Source organism: Saccharopolyspora sp. NPDC002376 (assembly GCF_053593195.1).
In genome coordinates this window covers 120,561-135,075 of sequence record NZ_JBSFBZ010000005.1, presented here as the reverse complement: position 1 = coordinate 135,075, position 14,515 = coordinate 120,561, and the positions used below count along the sequence as shown (strand labels likewise).

The 14,515-nt window shown below is 70.0% G+C and carries 15 protein-coding genes; 4 read left to right on the top strand and 11 right to left on the bottom strand.

Annotated features, from left to right (window positions below; all coding sequences use genetic code 11):
- Nucleotides 1-2 precede the first annotated feature (2 nt).
- The 4 genes from ACWCO2_RS05920 to ACWCO2_RS05905 all read right to left on the bottom strand — a co-directional run bounded on the left by ACWCO2_RS05920 (nucleotide 3) and on the right by ACWCO2_RS05905 (nucleotide 3,451).
- A complete protein-coding gene (locus ACWCO2_RS05920; RefSeq protein ID WP_450126574.1) occupies nucleotides 3-284 on the bottom strand; it encodes a DUF3017 domain-containing protein in 282 nt (93 codons plus the stop codon).
- 72 nt (nucleotides 285-356) lie between these two features.
- Entirely contained in the window at nucleotides 357-1,199 is an 843-nt protein-coding gene (locus tag ACWCO2_RS05915) for a bifunctional methylenetetrahydrofolate dehydrogenase/methenyltetrahydrofolate cyclohydrolase (protein WP_450126573.1), read from the bottom strand.
- A gap of 6 nt (nucleotides 1,200-1,205) precedes the next feature.
- A complete protein-coding gene (locus ACWCO2_RS05910) occupies nucleotides 1,206-2,177 on the bottom strand; it encodes a DMT family transporter (RefSeq protein ID WP_450126572.1) in 972 nt (323 codons plus the stop codon).
- Nucleotides 2,178-2,188: 11 nt separating this feature from the next.
- Nucleotides 2,189-3,451, bottom strand: coding sequence for an MFS transporter (locus ACWCO2_RS05905; RefSeq protein ID WP_450126571.1), 1,263 nt, complete (start codon nucleotides 3,449-3,451; stop codon nucleotides 2,189-2,191).
- A 273-nt stretch (nucleotides 3,452-3,724) separates the two neighbouring features.
- Here ACWCO2_RS05905 and ACWCO2_RS05900 point away from each other — a divergent pair, with 273 nt between their 5' ends.
- On the top strand, nucleotides 3,725-6,388 hold the full coding sequence (locus ACWCO2_RS05900; protein ID WP_450126570.1) for a glycohydrolase toxin TNT-related protein: 2,664 nt from the start codon (nucleotides 3,725-3,727) through the stop codon (nucleotides 6,386-6,388).
- 69 nt (nucleotides 6,389-6,457) lie between these two features.
- Here the strand turns inward: ACWCO2_RS05900 and ACWCO2_RS05895 are convergent, their stop codons facing one another.
- The 3 genes from ACWCO2_RS05895 to ACWCO2_RS05885 form a co-directional block, all read right to left on the bottom strand.
- Nucleotides 6,458-6,658, bottom strand: coding sequence for a DUF397 domain-containing protein (locus ACWCO2_RS05895; RefSeq protein ID WP_450126569.1), 201 nt, complete (start codon nucleotides 6,656-6,658; stop codon nucleotides 6,458-6,460).
- 24 nt (nucleotides 6,659-6,682) lie between these two features.
- Nucleotides 6,683-7,540: a helix-turn-helix domain-containing protein gene (locus ACWCO2_RS05890; RefSeq protein ID WP_450126568.1), complete on the bottom strand. Its 858-nt coding sequence runs from the start codon at nucleotides 7,538-7,540 to the stop codon at nucleotides 6,683-6,685.
- A gap of 300 nt (nucleotides 7,541-7,840) precedes the next feature.
- A complete protein-coding gene (locus ACWCO2_RS05885) occupies nucleotides 7,841-7,996 on the bottom strand; it encodes a hypothetical protein (RefSeq protein WP_450126567.1) in 156 nt (51 codons plus the stop codon).
- Between the two features lie 65 nt (nucleotides 7,997-8,061).
- Here ACWCO2_RS05885 and ACWCO2_RS05880 point away from each other — a divergent pair, with 65 nt between their 5' ends.
- Nucleotides 8,062-8,709, top strand: coding sequence for a GNAT family N-acetyltransferase (locus ACWCO2_RS05880; protein WP_450126566.1), 648 nt, complete (start codon nucleotides 8,062-8,064; stop codon nucleotides 8,707-8,709).
- Between the two features lie 244 nt (nucleotides 8,710-8,953).
- On the opposite strand, the gene ACWCO2_RS05875 is transcribed toward ACWCO2_RS05880, so the two are convergent.
- From ACWCO2_RS05875 to ACWCO2_RS05865, 3 genes are all read right to left on the bottom strand, one after another.
- Nucleotides 8,954-9,586, bottom strand: coding sequence for a LysE family translocator (locus ACWCO2_RS05875; protein WP_450126565.1), 633 nt, complete (start codon nucleotides 9,584-9,586; stop codon nucleotides 8,954-8,956).
- An 80-nt stretch (nucleotides 9,587-9,666) separates the two neighbouring features.
- The gene (locus tag ACWCO2_RS05870) at nucleotides 9,667-10,257 is read right to left on the bottom strand and encodes a pentapeptide repeat-containing protein (RefSeq protein ID WP_450126564.1); all 591 of its coding nucleotides are present in this window, start codon (nucleotides 10,255-10,257) and stop codon (nucleotides 9,667-9,669) included.
- Between the two features lie 67 nt (nucleotides 10,258-10,324).
- On the bottom strand, nucleotides 10,325-10,792 hold the full coding sequence (locus ACWCO2_RS05865; RefSeq protein WP_270948471.1) for a universal stress protein: 468 nt from the start codon (nucleotides 10,790-10,792) through the stop codon (nucleotides 10,325-10,327).
- 57 nt (nucleotides 10,793-10,849) lie between these two features.
- On the opposite strand from ACWCO2_RS05865, the gene ACWCO2_RS05860 reads away from it, so the two are divergent.
- A complete protein-coding gene (locus ACWCO2_RS05860; RefSeq protein ID WP_450126563.1) occupies nucleotides 10,850-12,133 on the top strand; it encodes an ArgE/DapE family deacylase in 1,284 nt (427 codons plus the stop codon).
- Nucleotides 12,134-12,274: 141 nt separating this feature from the next.
- Here ACWCO2_RS05860 and ACWCO2_RS05855 read toward each other — a convergent pair whose 3' ends face one another.
- Nucleotides 12,275-13,414, bottom strand: a complete 1,140-nt coding sequence (locus tag ACWCO2_RS05855) for an epoxide hydrolase family protein (protein WP_450126562.1) — start codon at nucleotides 13,412-13,414, stop codon at nucleotides 12,275-12,277.
- A gap of 61 nt (nucleotides 13,415-13,475) precedes the next feature.
- On the opposite strand from ACWCO2_RS05855, the gene ACWCO2_RS05850 reads away from it, so the two are divergent.
- Complete coding sequence (locus tag ACWCO2_RS05850) at nucleotides 13,476-14,444, top strand: helix-turn-helix transcriptional regulator (protein ID WP_450126561.1); 969 nt, start codon at nucleotides 13,476-13,478, stop codon at nucleotides 14,442-14,444.
- Nucleotides 14,445-14,515 lie beyond the last annotated feature (71 nt).

The following is a 14,515-nucleotide window of genomic DNA, read 5'->3' as shown; positions in this document are numbered from 1 at the left end:
GGTCACCACTTGATCGTCATCGCCACGGAGAGGATCACGACGCCGAAACCGCTGTAGAGCAGGACGTCCACGGCGCGGCTGCGGATCGCCAGCAGGCCCGCCCGGTCCTGCGAGATCACCGCGCGCAGGACCGCCGCGACCAGCATCGCCAGCGCGAGCAGGGCCGCGCCGCGGCGCCAGTGCTGCATCGCCACCAGCAGGAATCCGACCAGTGCGATGAACAGCACGAGGCCGAATGGCACGTGCATCGACAGGCGCGACTTTCCGCCGAACTGCTCGCTCACGTTCCTCCTGTCGGTTCCGGACTTCGCGAGCGGCGACGGTGGCTCTCACCACCACCGCCACTCACGAGAGGCTCAGCGCTCGGCGGCCTCGACGACGTTGGTCAGCAGCATCGCGCGGGTCATCGGGCCGACTCCGCCGGGGTTCGGCGAGATGAAGCCGGCGACCTCCGCGACGTCCGGGTGCACGTCGCCGGACAGCCCGTCCTCGGTGCGGGTCACGCCGACGTCGAGCACCGCAGCGCCCGGCTTGACCATGTCCGGGGTGATCAGATTCGGCTTGCCCGCCGCCGCGATCACCACGTCCGCGCGGCTCACCTCAGCGGCGAGGTCCTTGGTCCCGGTGTGGCACAGCGTGACGGTGGCGTTCTCGCTGCGCCGGGTGAGCAGCAGACCGATCGGGCGGCCGACGGTGATGCCGCGGCCGACGACCGCGACCCGCTCACCGTCGAGCGGCACGTCGTAGCGGCGCAGCAGCTCGATGATGCCGCGCGGCGTGCACGGCAGCGGCGCCTCCTCGCCCAGCACCAGGCGACCGAGGCTGATCGGGTGCAGGCCGTCGGCGTCCTTCTCCGGCGCGATGCGCTCCAGCAGCGGACCGGCGTCGAGGTGCTTGGGCAGCGGCAGCTGGACGATGTAGCCGGTGCAGGCCGGGTCGGCGTTGAGCTCGTCGAGCACCGCCTCGACCTCGGCCTGGCTGACGTCAGCCGGCAGGTCCTTGCGAATCGACTTGATGCCGACCTTGGCGCAGTCGTTGTGCTTGGCGCGCACGTAGGACTGCGAACCGGGGTCGTCGCCGACCAGCACCGTGGCCAGTCCCGGGGCGCTGCCCCGCTCGGCGAGCCGGGCGACCCTGGGCCGCAGCTCGTCGAAGATCGCTTCCTTGGTGGCCTTGCCGTCCAGAATCGTCGCGCTCACGGCTGTTCATCGTGGCAGACGTCGCACGCCCCGTCCCGCCCGGTCCGGCATTGCCGCCACGCCCACGGCCACCAGCGTGAGCAGCACGCCGACCACGGTGGACGTCGCGATCCCCTCCGTGGTGGCCGGCGCGAACACGTCCAGCAGCAGCGCCCCGATCAGCTGGCCGGAGATCATGCCGAGGCTGAGCATCAGCACCCCGGTGTAGCGGACCAGCGCGACCGAACCGCCGATCACGAAGATGCCGAGGAAACCGCCGATGTAGAGCCAACCCTCGGTGGGGAACTCGGGCAGGCCGCGGAGCAGCACCTCGACCGCGAAGGCCAGGCCGAGGGCCGTCATCCCGACTCCGAAGTTGACCATCGCGGCGAACACCGCCGAATCGGCTGCCTGCTTCATCCGACCGTTGACCGCCGCCTGCCAGCCCAACCCGATCCCGGCCAGCGCGGGCAGCAGCACCAACCAGCTCGCGTCCGCACCACCCAGCTGCGCGGACACCGAGATCAGCACGGCCACCACCGCCAGCGCAGCGCCGAACAACCGGGTCGGGGTGACGTGCTGCGGCCCGGCCGGGCCCAGGCCGAGGCGGTCCACCACGAGCCCGCTGCTCACCTGCCCGGCCACCACCGCGACCGTGAACATCGCGACGCCCAGCGCGGTCGCGGCCACGCCCTGGGTGAACACCAGATATCCGCCGCACACGCCGCCGAGGCATTGCCAGGGCCGCAAGCCGTCCGGTTCGCGCAACGCCGCGGCCAGCTTCTTGAAGCCGCGACGGGCACGCGGAATCACCAGCGAACCCGCGAGCAGCACGACGAATCCGCAGCAGAACGAGATCAGCCCGGCCGCGATCCCGTCGCCCATCCGGGCCCCGAGCGTGCCGTTGATCCGGGCCTGAATCGCCAGCAGCAGACCCACCGCGGCAGCGCCGACCATGCCGAGCGCGCGCTGGCGGAGTTGCGGACCGGAAAGTTTCACTGGCGAAAGAGTCACGTGACCGCAGTCTTCTCCGCATCCCGTGCACCGCGCGACGCCCTGGCGCTGTGAGATGCGACAAGTCCGGCCGCCCCCAACGCCAGCCCGGCAGCCGCCGCGGCTGCTGCCGCCGGACCGGCCAGGTCAAGCATCATCCCGGACAGCGGCGCGGCGAGCGCTCCGCCGAACGTGGTCGCGCTGGCCATCCAGCCGAACGCCTCGTTGCGCCGCTCCGGCGGCGCGATGTCGGCCAGGCGCCCGTTGCTGGCGGCCAGCGTCGGGGCCACCGCCGTCCCGCCGATCATCAGGATCGCCCCGACCAGCAGCGGCGAGCCCGGATCGACGATCGGCGGCAGCACCGGAACCAGCGCCACCAGGCCGAGCGCAGCCAGCGACGCTCGCAACCAGAGCCGGGGGCGCCTGGCCGAACCGCCGATCACCAGCCCGCCGACCAGCGAACCGACCGCCCACACCATCGCCAGCACCCCGGCCAGCTCCGGTTCACCGCGCTCGCGCGCCCACCCGACCAGAACCAGATCGATCGAGATCAGCCCACCGACGAACAATACGAAGAAACCGAGCAACGAGACGAAACCGGGCGTGCGGAACAAAGAGCCGGGCTTCCGCTCGCTTTGTCCTCTTTCTCCCAGGCCTTCGTTCAAACCCGCGCGCCACAACGCAACGGCGAACAGCACCGCACCGAACGTCGCCCACACGGCGCAGGCGAACATCGCCACGACCGGACCCCAAATCGCCACCACGAACGCGGCGAGCATCGGCGTCACCACGAACAGCAGCTCCTGCAGCGTCGCCTCCACGACGAACGCGGCCTCCCGCGCCGGGCCGTCCGCCAGCAGCGGCCAGATCGCCCGCCCGATCTGGCCGATCGGCGGGTGCGACAGCCCGGTGCCCAGCGCCACCGGCAGGATCAACCACCAGTGCGCCGGATCGACCCAGCTGGTCACGGCGATGATGGCGACCATCCCAAGCCCGGACCCGAGACCCGTCACCACCAGCAGCCGAGGCGGCGAGCTGCGGTCCGCCGCGCGCCCGCGCAGCGGTCCGGCGATGGCCTGCCCGACCGTGATCGTCGCGCCGATCACGCCGCCGATCGCGTACGAACCGGTCCAGTCGACGGCCAGGAAGGCCAGCACCATTCCCAGCGCCGGCATGTGCAGGCGTCCCAGCAGGCTGAAGAACATCAGGTTCGGCGCATGCGGCACCGCCGCGAGAAGCCGGTAGGGACGCAGCACGTCGTCCACTGTCTCTTCTGGCACGGGTGTACCGCTACTGAATTACGCCGACCGCTGACCGCCGACGACCCACCGCTGAGCCAATCCACCTGGTGGTGTGATGTTCATCCGGACGAGAAACCGGCAGGCTTTCGTGACGAGATCACAGCACGCGGTGACATGGATCTTGAACGCGCGCACGTGTCCTGGATCAACGGAACTGAAGTCCTACACAGCACACATGTCACGGCCCGCGTCGAGTAGCGTCTTGGCGGGGTGGAGTCGGGTTGCCTCGTCGAGAGGGGGAGGATGTCACCCATGTCGCGTCCGACAGCGATCAGTCCGGAAGAACAGGAGCAGATCGCCCGCAAGATCGGTGTTCTGCTGTTACAAGGGGCTCCTGAGGACTGGCAGGAGATCACGGTGGAGTACCGCGCCACCGGTGAGTACCACGACCTGCTGGGTGAGGTGACCGCGCAGGACGGCAGTTCCCGGTCGCTGGAGCCACCGGTAGAGCTGCGGGAGATCTTCGAGAGCCTGCGCGAGGGCATGTACCGGCCTGACGTCGGTACCTGGCTGAGCGCGCTGTACGTGGTCGAGCGCCCGTCCAGCTACCGCATCGACATCAACTTCGACACCGAGCCCGGCTGGCAGCGCCCACTGCCGCGCGCGGCCTACGTCGACGAACTGCGCCACTACCCGCGCGCCGCGGAGAACATCCCGGACTGGATGCGGGACCGGATCGACGGTCCGGCGGCCAATGCCCCGGTCAACGGCGCGCCGGTTGCCCAGTCGCCGATGGCCGAGTCCCCGATGGCCGAGTCTTCGGTCGCCGAACCGCACGCCGTGGTGCCGCCGGTCGTCGAACCGCCCGTCGCCGAGCAGGTCGGCGCCCTGGAACCCGAGGTCGACGAGCCGACCGGGTTCCAGGTGGCCAACACCTTCGACGACTTCGACGAGCTGGGCCGCCCGGTCGTCGCCGACCGCGAGCCGATCCCGGCCGAGGAAATCGCCCAGCTGCGCGAGTACCTGGAGAACGCTCCGGTCGTGCTCGCCGCCCGCGAGGACGAGGAGGACCAGCTCGACCCGGAGCGTCCCACCGTCGTGCCGGGCACCTGGCACACCGACGGCACCTGGCTGTGGCCGGGCGCGATCGCGTTCTACCTGGCCCAGTACGGGGTTCCGCCGGAGCCCGAGCTCGTCGCGCACGTCCGTCGCCGCGGCTTCCAGCTGGCCGAGGTCGACGACGCCACCCGCGACGCCGCGGTCAGCGAGCTCATCGACCAGCCGACCGACACCGACGACGAGCCGGGGGATTTCGACGACGAGCCGCAGAGCTCCGCCGTCGAGGCCCCGGAGGTCGCCAACGCAGAGCCGATGATCGCCGACGGCGTCCCGAGCTACGCCGGCGAAGCGCAGGACTTCGACGACGAGCCGCGCGGTTTCGCCGAGCCGGAAGCCGCTGAGGTCACTGCTGTCGCAGTCGTCGAGGACGACGAGGTCGAGCAGACCGGCGGATCGCGGCGCGTGCTGGACGACGAGGAAGAACTGCCCGACACCGAGTCCGTGCTGGGCAAGCTGCACGACCGGCTCACCGAATTCCAGGTGGACAGCGGCAGCTACCGGATCGGCAGCGTCAGCGAGAACGCCCGGTGCCTGGTCCAGGAGGGCCCGGACTGGGTCGTCACCGCCGAACGGGGCGAGGACGTCCGGTTCGCCCGCATCGACCACGCCGCGGCCTACCTGCTCGGCAGCCTGCTCCTGGAGGAGCCGGCCGCTGACGCCCCGCAGGTGGCCGAGCCGAGCGTGCCGGAAGCGGACCTGTCCGACGACGAGTCCGACATCCCGCAGCACCCGGAATCCGACCTCCCGCAGCGCACGCCCGAAGCAGCCCTGCCGCAGCGGGCACCGGAGGCAGAACTGCCGCAGCGTCCGGAAGCGGACCTGCCGCAGCGCACGCCGGAACCGAGCCTGCCCCAGCGCGCACCGGAGTCGGGGCTGCCCCAGCGCACGCCCGAGTCCGACCTTCCGCAGCGGGCCACCGAATCCGATCTGCCCCAGCGGGCACCGGCATCGGACCTGCTGCAGCGGACGCCGGAGCCCGGGCTTCCGCAGCGCACGCCGGGCGACGCCCTGCCACAGCCGCAGCGGGCGCCGGAGCCGGAGCTGCCCCAACGCACGCCGGAACCGGCGGCCGCCAACCCGCTGTTCACCGCGAACCAGGAGCCGTCCGGCCCGAGCACTCAGCCCGAGCCGCCGGTTCAGCAGGAAGCGGCCCCGCCCGCAGCCCAGCCGAGCGAGGAGGCGCCCCGTCTCCAGCAGGCGCCGCAGCTGGACCGCCCGGCTGCCGCTGGTCCGCCGTCCCCTCCGGTCGGCCAGCCCGTCCAGCAGCCGCCGGCTGGTGGACCGGGTGCACCGCCGCCGCTGCCAAAGCGCCAGCCGCGTCAGGGCGGAAACCTCGCGCCGCAGCAAGGTGCTCCGGGCCCGGTGGGTGGCGCGGAACGCCGTCCCGGCCCCGGTGGCCCGGGCATGGCCGGTCCGCACCGGCAGGGTCCGCCGCCCGGACCGCCGCGTCCGCCGCAGGGCGGTGGCCAGCAGCCCGGTGGCCAGGCAGGTCCGCCGGGTGGCCAGCAGATCCAGCCGCTCAACGGCGAGCCGCCGCTGACGCTGTACCGCGACCGGCGCGTGATCATGCTCCAGCCCGGTACCGAGCTGGACCGCTTCGGCGAGCCGAACGGCAACGTGCTGTACACGATGCGCACGCCGTACACGCACCGCTCGCTCCCGCCGCAGTGGTCGAACCGCTCGTACTTCGCCTACCGCATCCAGCGCCCGATCCAGGCGATGCGCGGCACGGCGGTCCCGTGGTTCGAGCAGCCGGGCGGCGGCACGGCGTTCGTGCTCCCGGCACCGATCAGCGACCTCCTCGCGGACGGCACCCTGGCGGAAATGCCCGCCACGGAACGCCCGCCCATGGAGTAACCGCGTCTGAACAATGAGGGGTACCCGCGATTTCCCGCGGGTACCCCTCACTCGTTTTTGACGCTACGATCAGCGGCCGAACCGATCCGCTTTGACGGCGGCGATGAAGGTGCGCAGCTGCTCCGGAGCGAAGACGAGAGCCCCCTGCTCAGGAGCCTTCGAATCCCGCACCGCACCAACACCCACCACGTTCAACGCCAGCTCGACGCAGTGACCTTGCTCGGTGCTACGAGTGCTCTTCTTCCATAACGCACTGGAAATATCCGTCACTTCCTGCCACTCCCTCGGACGCGCTCACAGGGACGTAGCCAGGCTATCCAGGAACTCCAGGGTCTTCTTCGGACTGAGGGAAGCCTTGGTCATCTGCTCGAAGACCTGCGCGTAGTGCTTGATGTCAGCTGGTCGTTCCATCCAGACCGCCCCGCGCTGGTTCTCCAGGTAGACCGCGTCCATGCCTTCCAGGTCCGCAGCGAACCGCAGCATGTAGAACGGGCTCTGCATTCCGGGATACGCACCGACCTCGAACGGCAGGACCTGAATCGTGATGTTCGACCGCGTCCCCACGTCGGCCAGGTACTTGACCTGGTCGCGCATCACTTCAACGCCGCCGACCTTCCGCCGCAGCGCGGCTTCGTCGAGCACGATCCGCAGTTTGATCGGCTTGCTCTTCCTGAACACGTGCTCCTGCCGTGCCTGCCGAAGTCCGCGCAGCAGCCCGGCATCCTGCTTGCCACCGGTGCGGAGCGCCAAGAACGCATCGGTGTATTCGGGGATCTGCAGCAATCCGTCGATGAACGTGGGCGAGTAGTTCCAGAGTTCGTCGGCGTCGGACTCCAGCCCGACGAACGACTCGAACCAGTCCGGAAGGCTATCGCTGAAGTCCGTCCACCAACCGCGCTCGTTGGATTCCGCAGCGAGCCGGAGGAGCGTGTCGAGCATCGGCGCACCGACGTCGTAGCACTGGCAGAGCAAACGGACGTTGCGCGCCAGGATCGTCTGCTTACCGCCTTCGATCCGGCTAATGGTCGTGCTCGTCAGACCGGCGAACCGGGCTGCGTCCTTGAGGGCCATGTCGGCGTTTTCTCGCAACTTGCGCAGCTCTCGCCCTAGCTGGCGGCGGCGCACGTTCGGCCCTGGCCCGGCCTCGGTCATCGATGATCTCCCCACTTTCCAAGGCTACTTCACGTCATCACACCAGGTCTGTCGCACGATCGGGCGGAAGTCTCATGTAATCACATGATCGAGCTTGCAGCAGGTCGATCTCATGGACACAGTGGACGAACGGCTGCCTCATCGACGCACAGGGACACATCGATGAGGCATCCGCTTCAGAATTCCCCTTTGTTCCGAAGGTCTTTCGCATGAGGTGGTGATGAGGGTGCCGTATCCGTTCCACTGGGCTCCGGCAGACGGTCGGCGGCATGCGAGCTTGGATCCACGTCCTGGCGGCGGTTATCCGACCGGGTCGACGGTTTCGATGTTGTGCGGGCAGCAGTTGTCGGCCGACAACAGCAGGCTGGCGGCGGGATGATCCTGGAGTTCTGGGTTCCCGCCGAGGAACTGGACGAGTTCAACGCGCACATCGTCGGGGAGATCCAGGTGGTTCACGAGTTTCGTTTACGCTGAGCGGAAAATCGGGTGCTCCGCGGGCGCTTCGCCGCCACGATGAACGGATGTTGGCCGATCACTTCCCGCTCGTCGGGCTCAAACTGACAACGCCGCGGCTCGAACTGCGCCTGCCGTCGGCCGATGAACTCGGTGAGCTGGCCGAGCTGGCCTCCTGCGGTGTCCACGACCCGGATGTCATGCCGTTCTCCGATCCGTGGACGGACAAGCCGCCCGGCCAGATCGCGCTGGGATTGATCCAGCGCCACTGGCGGCATCTGGGCGCATGGTCTCCGCAGGACTGGTCGCTCAACCTCACCGCGTTCCACGGCGGAGTCGTCGTCGGGGAGCAAAGTATCGGCGCTCGCGATCTGGCCATCACCCGCGAGGTGAGCACGGGTTCCTGGGTCGGGCAGCGCTACCAGGGGCGAGGAATCGGCACCGAGATGCGCGCGGCCGTGCTGCACCTCGCTTTCGCCTGCCTCGACGCGGAAGAAGCCGTCTCATCGGCGTTCGAGGACAACACGGCCTCCCAGTCCGTGTCCCGCAAGCTCGGCTACCAGCCCGATGGCCGCCAGCGCCGCGCCGTCCGCGGAACCTTGGCCGTCGAGCACCGGTTGCGGCTCACCCGCGCAGACTGGGCACAGCACCGCACTGTCCCAGTCGAAGCCGAAGGGCTCACGCCCTGCCTTCCACTGCTCGGAATCGACCGCTGAAGGGTCGGGAGTGGCGATGGCCGTAAGAGCGACCATCGCCGCTCACGACGTGCCGGCGATGGTGGTGACCGTGACGGCGGCGGTGGATGCGGCGATCGCCGCTGCCATACGGAGCACCGCCGTGTTCACGGCTTCGGCGCCTCAGTTGCCCTTCGTCCGCGACGCGACCTCGCCTGCGGGAAGCCCTGATCCGGGGGGCCAGCGCAGGAGCACGAGTTCGGGGGTCTCGTGCTCCTGCGCTCTTCTAGTCCTTGCGGCCCGTCACCGCGATGGAGACGCCGAGGCCGATCATCGCGAGTCCGCCGACCCCGCCAACGGCGGCGAGCCGCTGCGGTGAGCTCGCGAACCAGTTCCGCGCAGTGGCGGCGGCGAGCCCCCACACCGCTTCGGAGACCACCGCGAGGACTTTGAAGATCAGGCCGAGCAGCAGCATCTGCACCGCGACGTGCCCCCTGATCGCGGTCAACGAACTGGGGCAGCACGACGGCGAAGAACAGAACACCATCGTCTTGGGGTTGGCGACGCCGACGGCGAAGCCGTCCCACAACGTGCGCAGGCCGCCGTGCGCGGAGGGCCCACCGCTGGTGAACGAAGCGTGCAGCGCCCTGCGCTGCCGAATCGCCTTGATGCCCAGGTACACCAGGTACGCGGCGCCCACCAGCTTCAGAGCCGAACGCTCCACGAGAGCTCCGACCCCGAACGCGACGGCGACGACGAGCACATAGGCCCCGAGCGTGTTGCCCACGACCGTGGTGAGCGCGGCGCGGCGGCCTTGCGCCAGGGCTCGCCCGACGACGAACAGCACGCTCGGACCGGGAATCACGATCAGCAGGAACGGCCCCGCGGCGAACGCGAGCAGTCGAACGGCGGCAACCATGCAACCACGGGAACCACCTCCGGCTGAAGCGGTTTTCCGACGCGCTGATCAGCAGGAACGACCCCGCGGACCACAGGTTCTCAGTCGATGCGGAGGCCGTGGGCTGCGGCGAACGCGAGGGCGAGCATCGTGTCGATGCGGGCTCCCTTGAGGTTCGCCTGGACCAGGGCGTCCGCGTCGATGCGGGCTTCGCGAAGGTCCGACTCGGCCAGGCGGGCGCCGAGGAGGCGGGCACCGGTGAGGTCGGCTTCGCGGAGGTCGCAGCGGCGCAGGTCGCAGTCGGCCAAGTTGGCTTCGCGGAAGCGGATTCCGCGCAGGTCCAGGCCCCGCAGGTCCGCCCGGCCCATGCCGACCAGCGTCAGGTCCGTCTCGCGCAACTGCCACGCGCGCAGGCGGCAGTCCACGAAGCTCGACCCCAGCAGGCTGCACCCGTCCAAAGTGGACTTGCCGAACACGGTGCGCTCGAACTTGCAGGAGCGGAACGCGGTGGCGACGTGGCGCGAGCCGTTGAGGTCCGTTCCGGTGAAGACGCAGTCGGTGAACACGCAGTTCCGGGTGCTCAGGCCGGTCAGGTCGGCGTCGGTGAAGTCGCAGCCCGCGAAGGAGCGCCCCTCCCACTCCTGGTCCGTGAGCACCGCGTCCTGGAAGTCCTCACCCACCACGTCAGTCATCGGTCCAGCCTGCCACGCCTGCCCGACAGGGCCGCTTCCAGCTCCGACCGCGATCACCCGACGAGGGTCACGGCACCACGACCACCGGCCGGACCGCTTCGACCACCAACGTCGCGGGCACCGTGCCGAGCAGACCACCGCGGCGCCGGGAGCGGCCCACCACGATCAGGTCCGCCCGGTACTGCTCGGCGACCTGTTCCAGGCCCACCGCCGGGTCGCCGCGGTGGTGCACGAAGTCCCAGTCGATGTCCACCCACTTCAGGTGCGACACGACCTCCTTCTTCAACTCCTCCACCAGGCTCTCGGCCGCCTCGCTGGCGACCGCCACGCCCATCGGTGACCAGTAGGCGACGCCGCCCACTGCCTCGACGTAGACCAGGACCAGGCGGGCGCGCTCACGTCGCGCCAGGCCTGCAGCCCAGGCCGCGGCGTGGAAGCTCGCCGGGCTGCCGTCCATGCCCACGACGATGCCGCCCAAACCGTCCTTGCCGATCTCGAATTCCCGCTCGGTGTTGTCGCTGTCGCCTTCGGCCACGCGGAGATGGTAGTGGGCGCGGCCTGGGGCGTTGGAGGCATGCGACACACTCGAAACGTGGAAAGCGCTCGAACCCCCTCCGACCTCGAACGTCGCGCGCTCGACGCGGTGGACCTCAACGGCGTTCTGGACGACCTGCGCGAACTCGTCGCGATCCCCAGCGTGGGCGGCACCAGCGGCGAGCACGACGCCCAGCAGTGGTGCGCCGACCGGCTGGGCGCGCTCGGGCACCAGGTGGACCACTGGCGCATCGACGTCCGCGAGCTCGCCGAGCAGGACGGCTTCCCCGGCCAGGAAGCCGAGCGCGACATCGCCTACGGCTGCGTCGGTGTGCGGGGCGACGGCCCGGAGCCCGCGCTGATCTTCTGCGGGCACACCGACGTCGTACCGCCCGGCGACCTCGACCGCTGGCCCGCTCGCGACCCGTACGTGCTGCGCGTCCAGGACGGCATCGCCGCCGGCCGGGGCACCTGCGACATGAAGGGCGGGCTGGCCGCGGTCTTCGGCGCGCTGCAGGCCTTGCGGACGGCCGGGATCGAGCTCGCCCGGCCGGTGGCGGTGCACGCCGTCGTCGGCGAGGAGGACGGCGGGCTCGGCGCGTTCGCCACGCTGAGGCGCGGGCATCGCGGGGCGGCGTGCGTGCTGGCCGAGCCGAGCTCGGGCACGATCGTGGCCGCCAACGGCGGGTCGCTCACGTTCCGCCTCGAAATCGCCGGTCAGAGCACGCACGGTTCCACCCGCTACCGGGGTGTGAACGCGCTCGACAAGCTCGCCAGCCTGCTGCCGGCGCTGCGCGAACTGGAAGCCCGCCGCAACGCGGACCCCGATCCGCTGGTCGCGCACCTGGAAGTGCCGTACCCGCTGTCCATCGGCATGGCGCGGGTCGGCGACTGGGCCAGTACGGTGCCGGACCTGGCGATCGCCGAAGGCCGTTACGGCGTCCGGATCGGCGAGTCGGTCGAGTCCGCGAAGGCCGAGTTCACCGACGCCATCGCACGAGCCTGCGCCGCCGATCCCTGGCTGGCCGAGCACCCGGTCCAGGTCAGCTGGCCCGGCGGGATCTTCGCCAGCGGACGGCTGCCCGAGGGCCACGAGCTGCTCGGCCAAACCCAGGACGCCGCAGCCGCAGCCGCAGCCGGAGCTCCCCGCCCGACGGCGCTGGGTGCGCCGTACGGCACGGACCTGCGGCTCTATGCGGGCGCGGGCATCCCGACGCTCCAGTACGGCCCCGGCGACATCCGCTACGCGCACGCCCACGACGAGCACGTCGCGGTCGAGGAGCTGGAGCAGGCCACCCGCACCTACGCCCTGCTGGCGATCCGCCGCTGCGGCATCGCCTGACGTCCCGCACGCACCGCGCTGACTTGGCGGTATCAGCCTCGTGCGGACGACCGAATGCAGCGACTGCACGACGGCCCTGGCTGAGGCGAAGCCGGGGCCGTCGCTCGGCCGTGCGGGCGCCGAAGGCCGCGGAACACAGTGCTAGCGCAGGGTTCTGAAGAAGGCTCGGATGTCGTCCACCAGCCGATCCGGAGCTTGGAGCGAGGCGAAGTGCCCGCCCGCGGGGAAGCAGCTCCAGCGGGTGATCTCGTGGGAGAGCTCCGCCAGGCCTCGGATCGCACCGTCTCCGGCGAAGTTCGCCACTCCGGTCGGGACCGTTGTGCGTTCGGGGCGCCGACCCCACGCGTCGGCGGACTCCAGGTAGAGGCGCGCCGCTGATCCCGCTGTTCCGGTCAGCCAGAAGATCGTGACGTTGGTGAGGATCGCATCCCGGTCGATCGGAGTCTGCTCGGTGCGCGTGGGATCCCAGTCCACGAACCACTCCAGGTTCCACGCCAGCTGACCGGCCGGAGAATCGTTGAGCGCGTAGGCCAACGTCTGCGGCCGGGTGGACATCTGCACCGCATATCCGGAGTGTTGGTACCAGAGGGCCTGGTTCTGCACGGCCTGCTCGCGCTCTGCCGCCGACAGCCCCTCCAGATCGCCGGGATCACTCGTCATCGAGGCGTCCGCCAGCGCGTTCACGTGCACGCCGAGGACGTTCTCCGGCGCGATCCGGCCGAGCTCCGGCGACACGATGCTGCCGAAGTCACCACCCTGCGCCCCGAACCGGTCGTACCCCAGCCGCCGCATCAGCTCGATCCAGGCATGCGCGATCCGGTGCACACCCCAGCCCGTTCGCGTGGTCGGCCCGGAGAAGGCGAACCCCGGCAGCGATGGCGCGACCACGTGGAAGGCGTCCGCCGGATCACCACCGTGCGCCCTCGGATCGGTCAACGGCCCGAGGACGTCCACGAAGTCGTGGACCGTGCTCGGCCACCCGTGCGTGATGATCAGCGGCGTCGCGTCCGGCTCCGGGGAACGGACGTGCAGGAAGTGCACCCGCTGATCGTCGATGACCATCGTGAACTGCGGGAACGAGTTGAGCCGGGCCTCGTGCCCGCGCCAGTCGTAATCCGTGCGCCAGTACTCGACCAGGTCGGCCAGGTAGTCCTGGTGCACGCCGTACGACCAGCCGACGCCGGGGATCTCCCCCGGCCAGCGGGTGCGGGCCAGCCGCCCCCGCAAGTCATCCAGGGCTTCCTGCGGAACATCGATCCGAAACGGTTCTGGTGCGTTCATGCGCGCAGGCTCGCGCCCGAGCAGGACAGCTCCGGTCCTACTCCACTGGCAAGGTGGGCGAATGTTGGCAACACTCGCCCGTCTGCTCCGACTGCTGTCGCTGCTGCAGATGGGCCGCGACTGGTCCGGCACGGAGCTCGCCGAACGCCTCGAGGTCACCACCCGGACCGTGCGGCGCGACGTCGATCGCCTGCGCGAGCTGGGCTACCCGGTGCACACCACGATCGGCCCGAACGGCGGGTACCGGCTCGGTCCCGGTGCGGCGTTGCCGCCGCTCCTGCTCGATGACGATGAAGCGGTCGCAGTCGCGGTCGGCCTGCACACGGCAGCGGCCGGCCACGTCACCGGGGCCGAAGAAGCCTCGCTGCGGGCCCTGACCAAGCTCGAACAGGTCCTGCCGTCCAGGCTGCGGCACCGGGTCACCACGCTGAGGAACGCAGTCGTGACCATGTCCCCCGGCAACGAGCCGGGAGTGCGGGCAGCGGTGCTCACTGCGGTCTCGGCCGCCGTCCGGGCCGCTGAAACACTGCGGTTCGACTACCTCGACCACAACGGCACCGCGTCCCGGCGCAACGTCGAACCGCACCGCCTCGTCTGCTGGGGCCGGAAGTGGTACCTGGTCGGCTGGGACGTCGAACGAACCGCCTGGCGCACCTTCCGGGTCGACCGGATGACCCTGCGAACCCCCAACGGACCGCGCTTCGCACACCGCGAACCACCGGACGGCGATGTCGCGGCATACCTGCGCAGAACCATGGGATTCGAGATGTGGCCGCTGCGCTCGCACCTGCTCGTGCACGCGCCCGCAGCGAACATCAACAGCCGAATCGACGGCATCGTGACCCCGGTGGACGAAAGCACGTGCCGGCTGGAACTCGCCTCGGACTCGTACGACCTCGTCGCGCTCGTGGTGGGCATGCTCGATGCCGACTTCGAAGTCGAATCACCTCCAGAACTCGCTGAACACCTGCACAAACTGGCCAATCGATTCACCAATGCGATCTCCCGAAACTCGGGTGAGCGCACCTGAGTGCCTGTTTTGATCCTTTGCCTTTGATGCGCCGAAGCCGCATAGCCCACCCTCGCAACTGGCACCGCCGC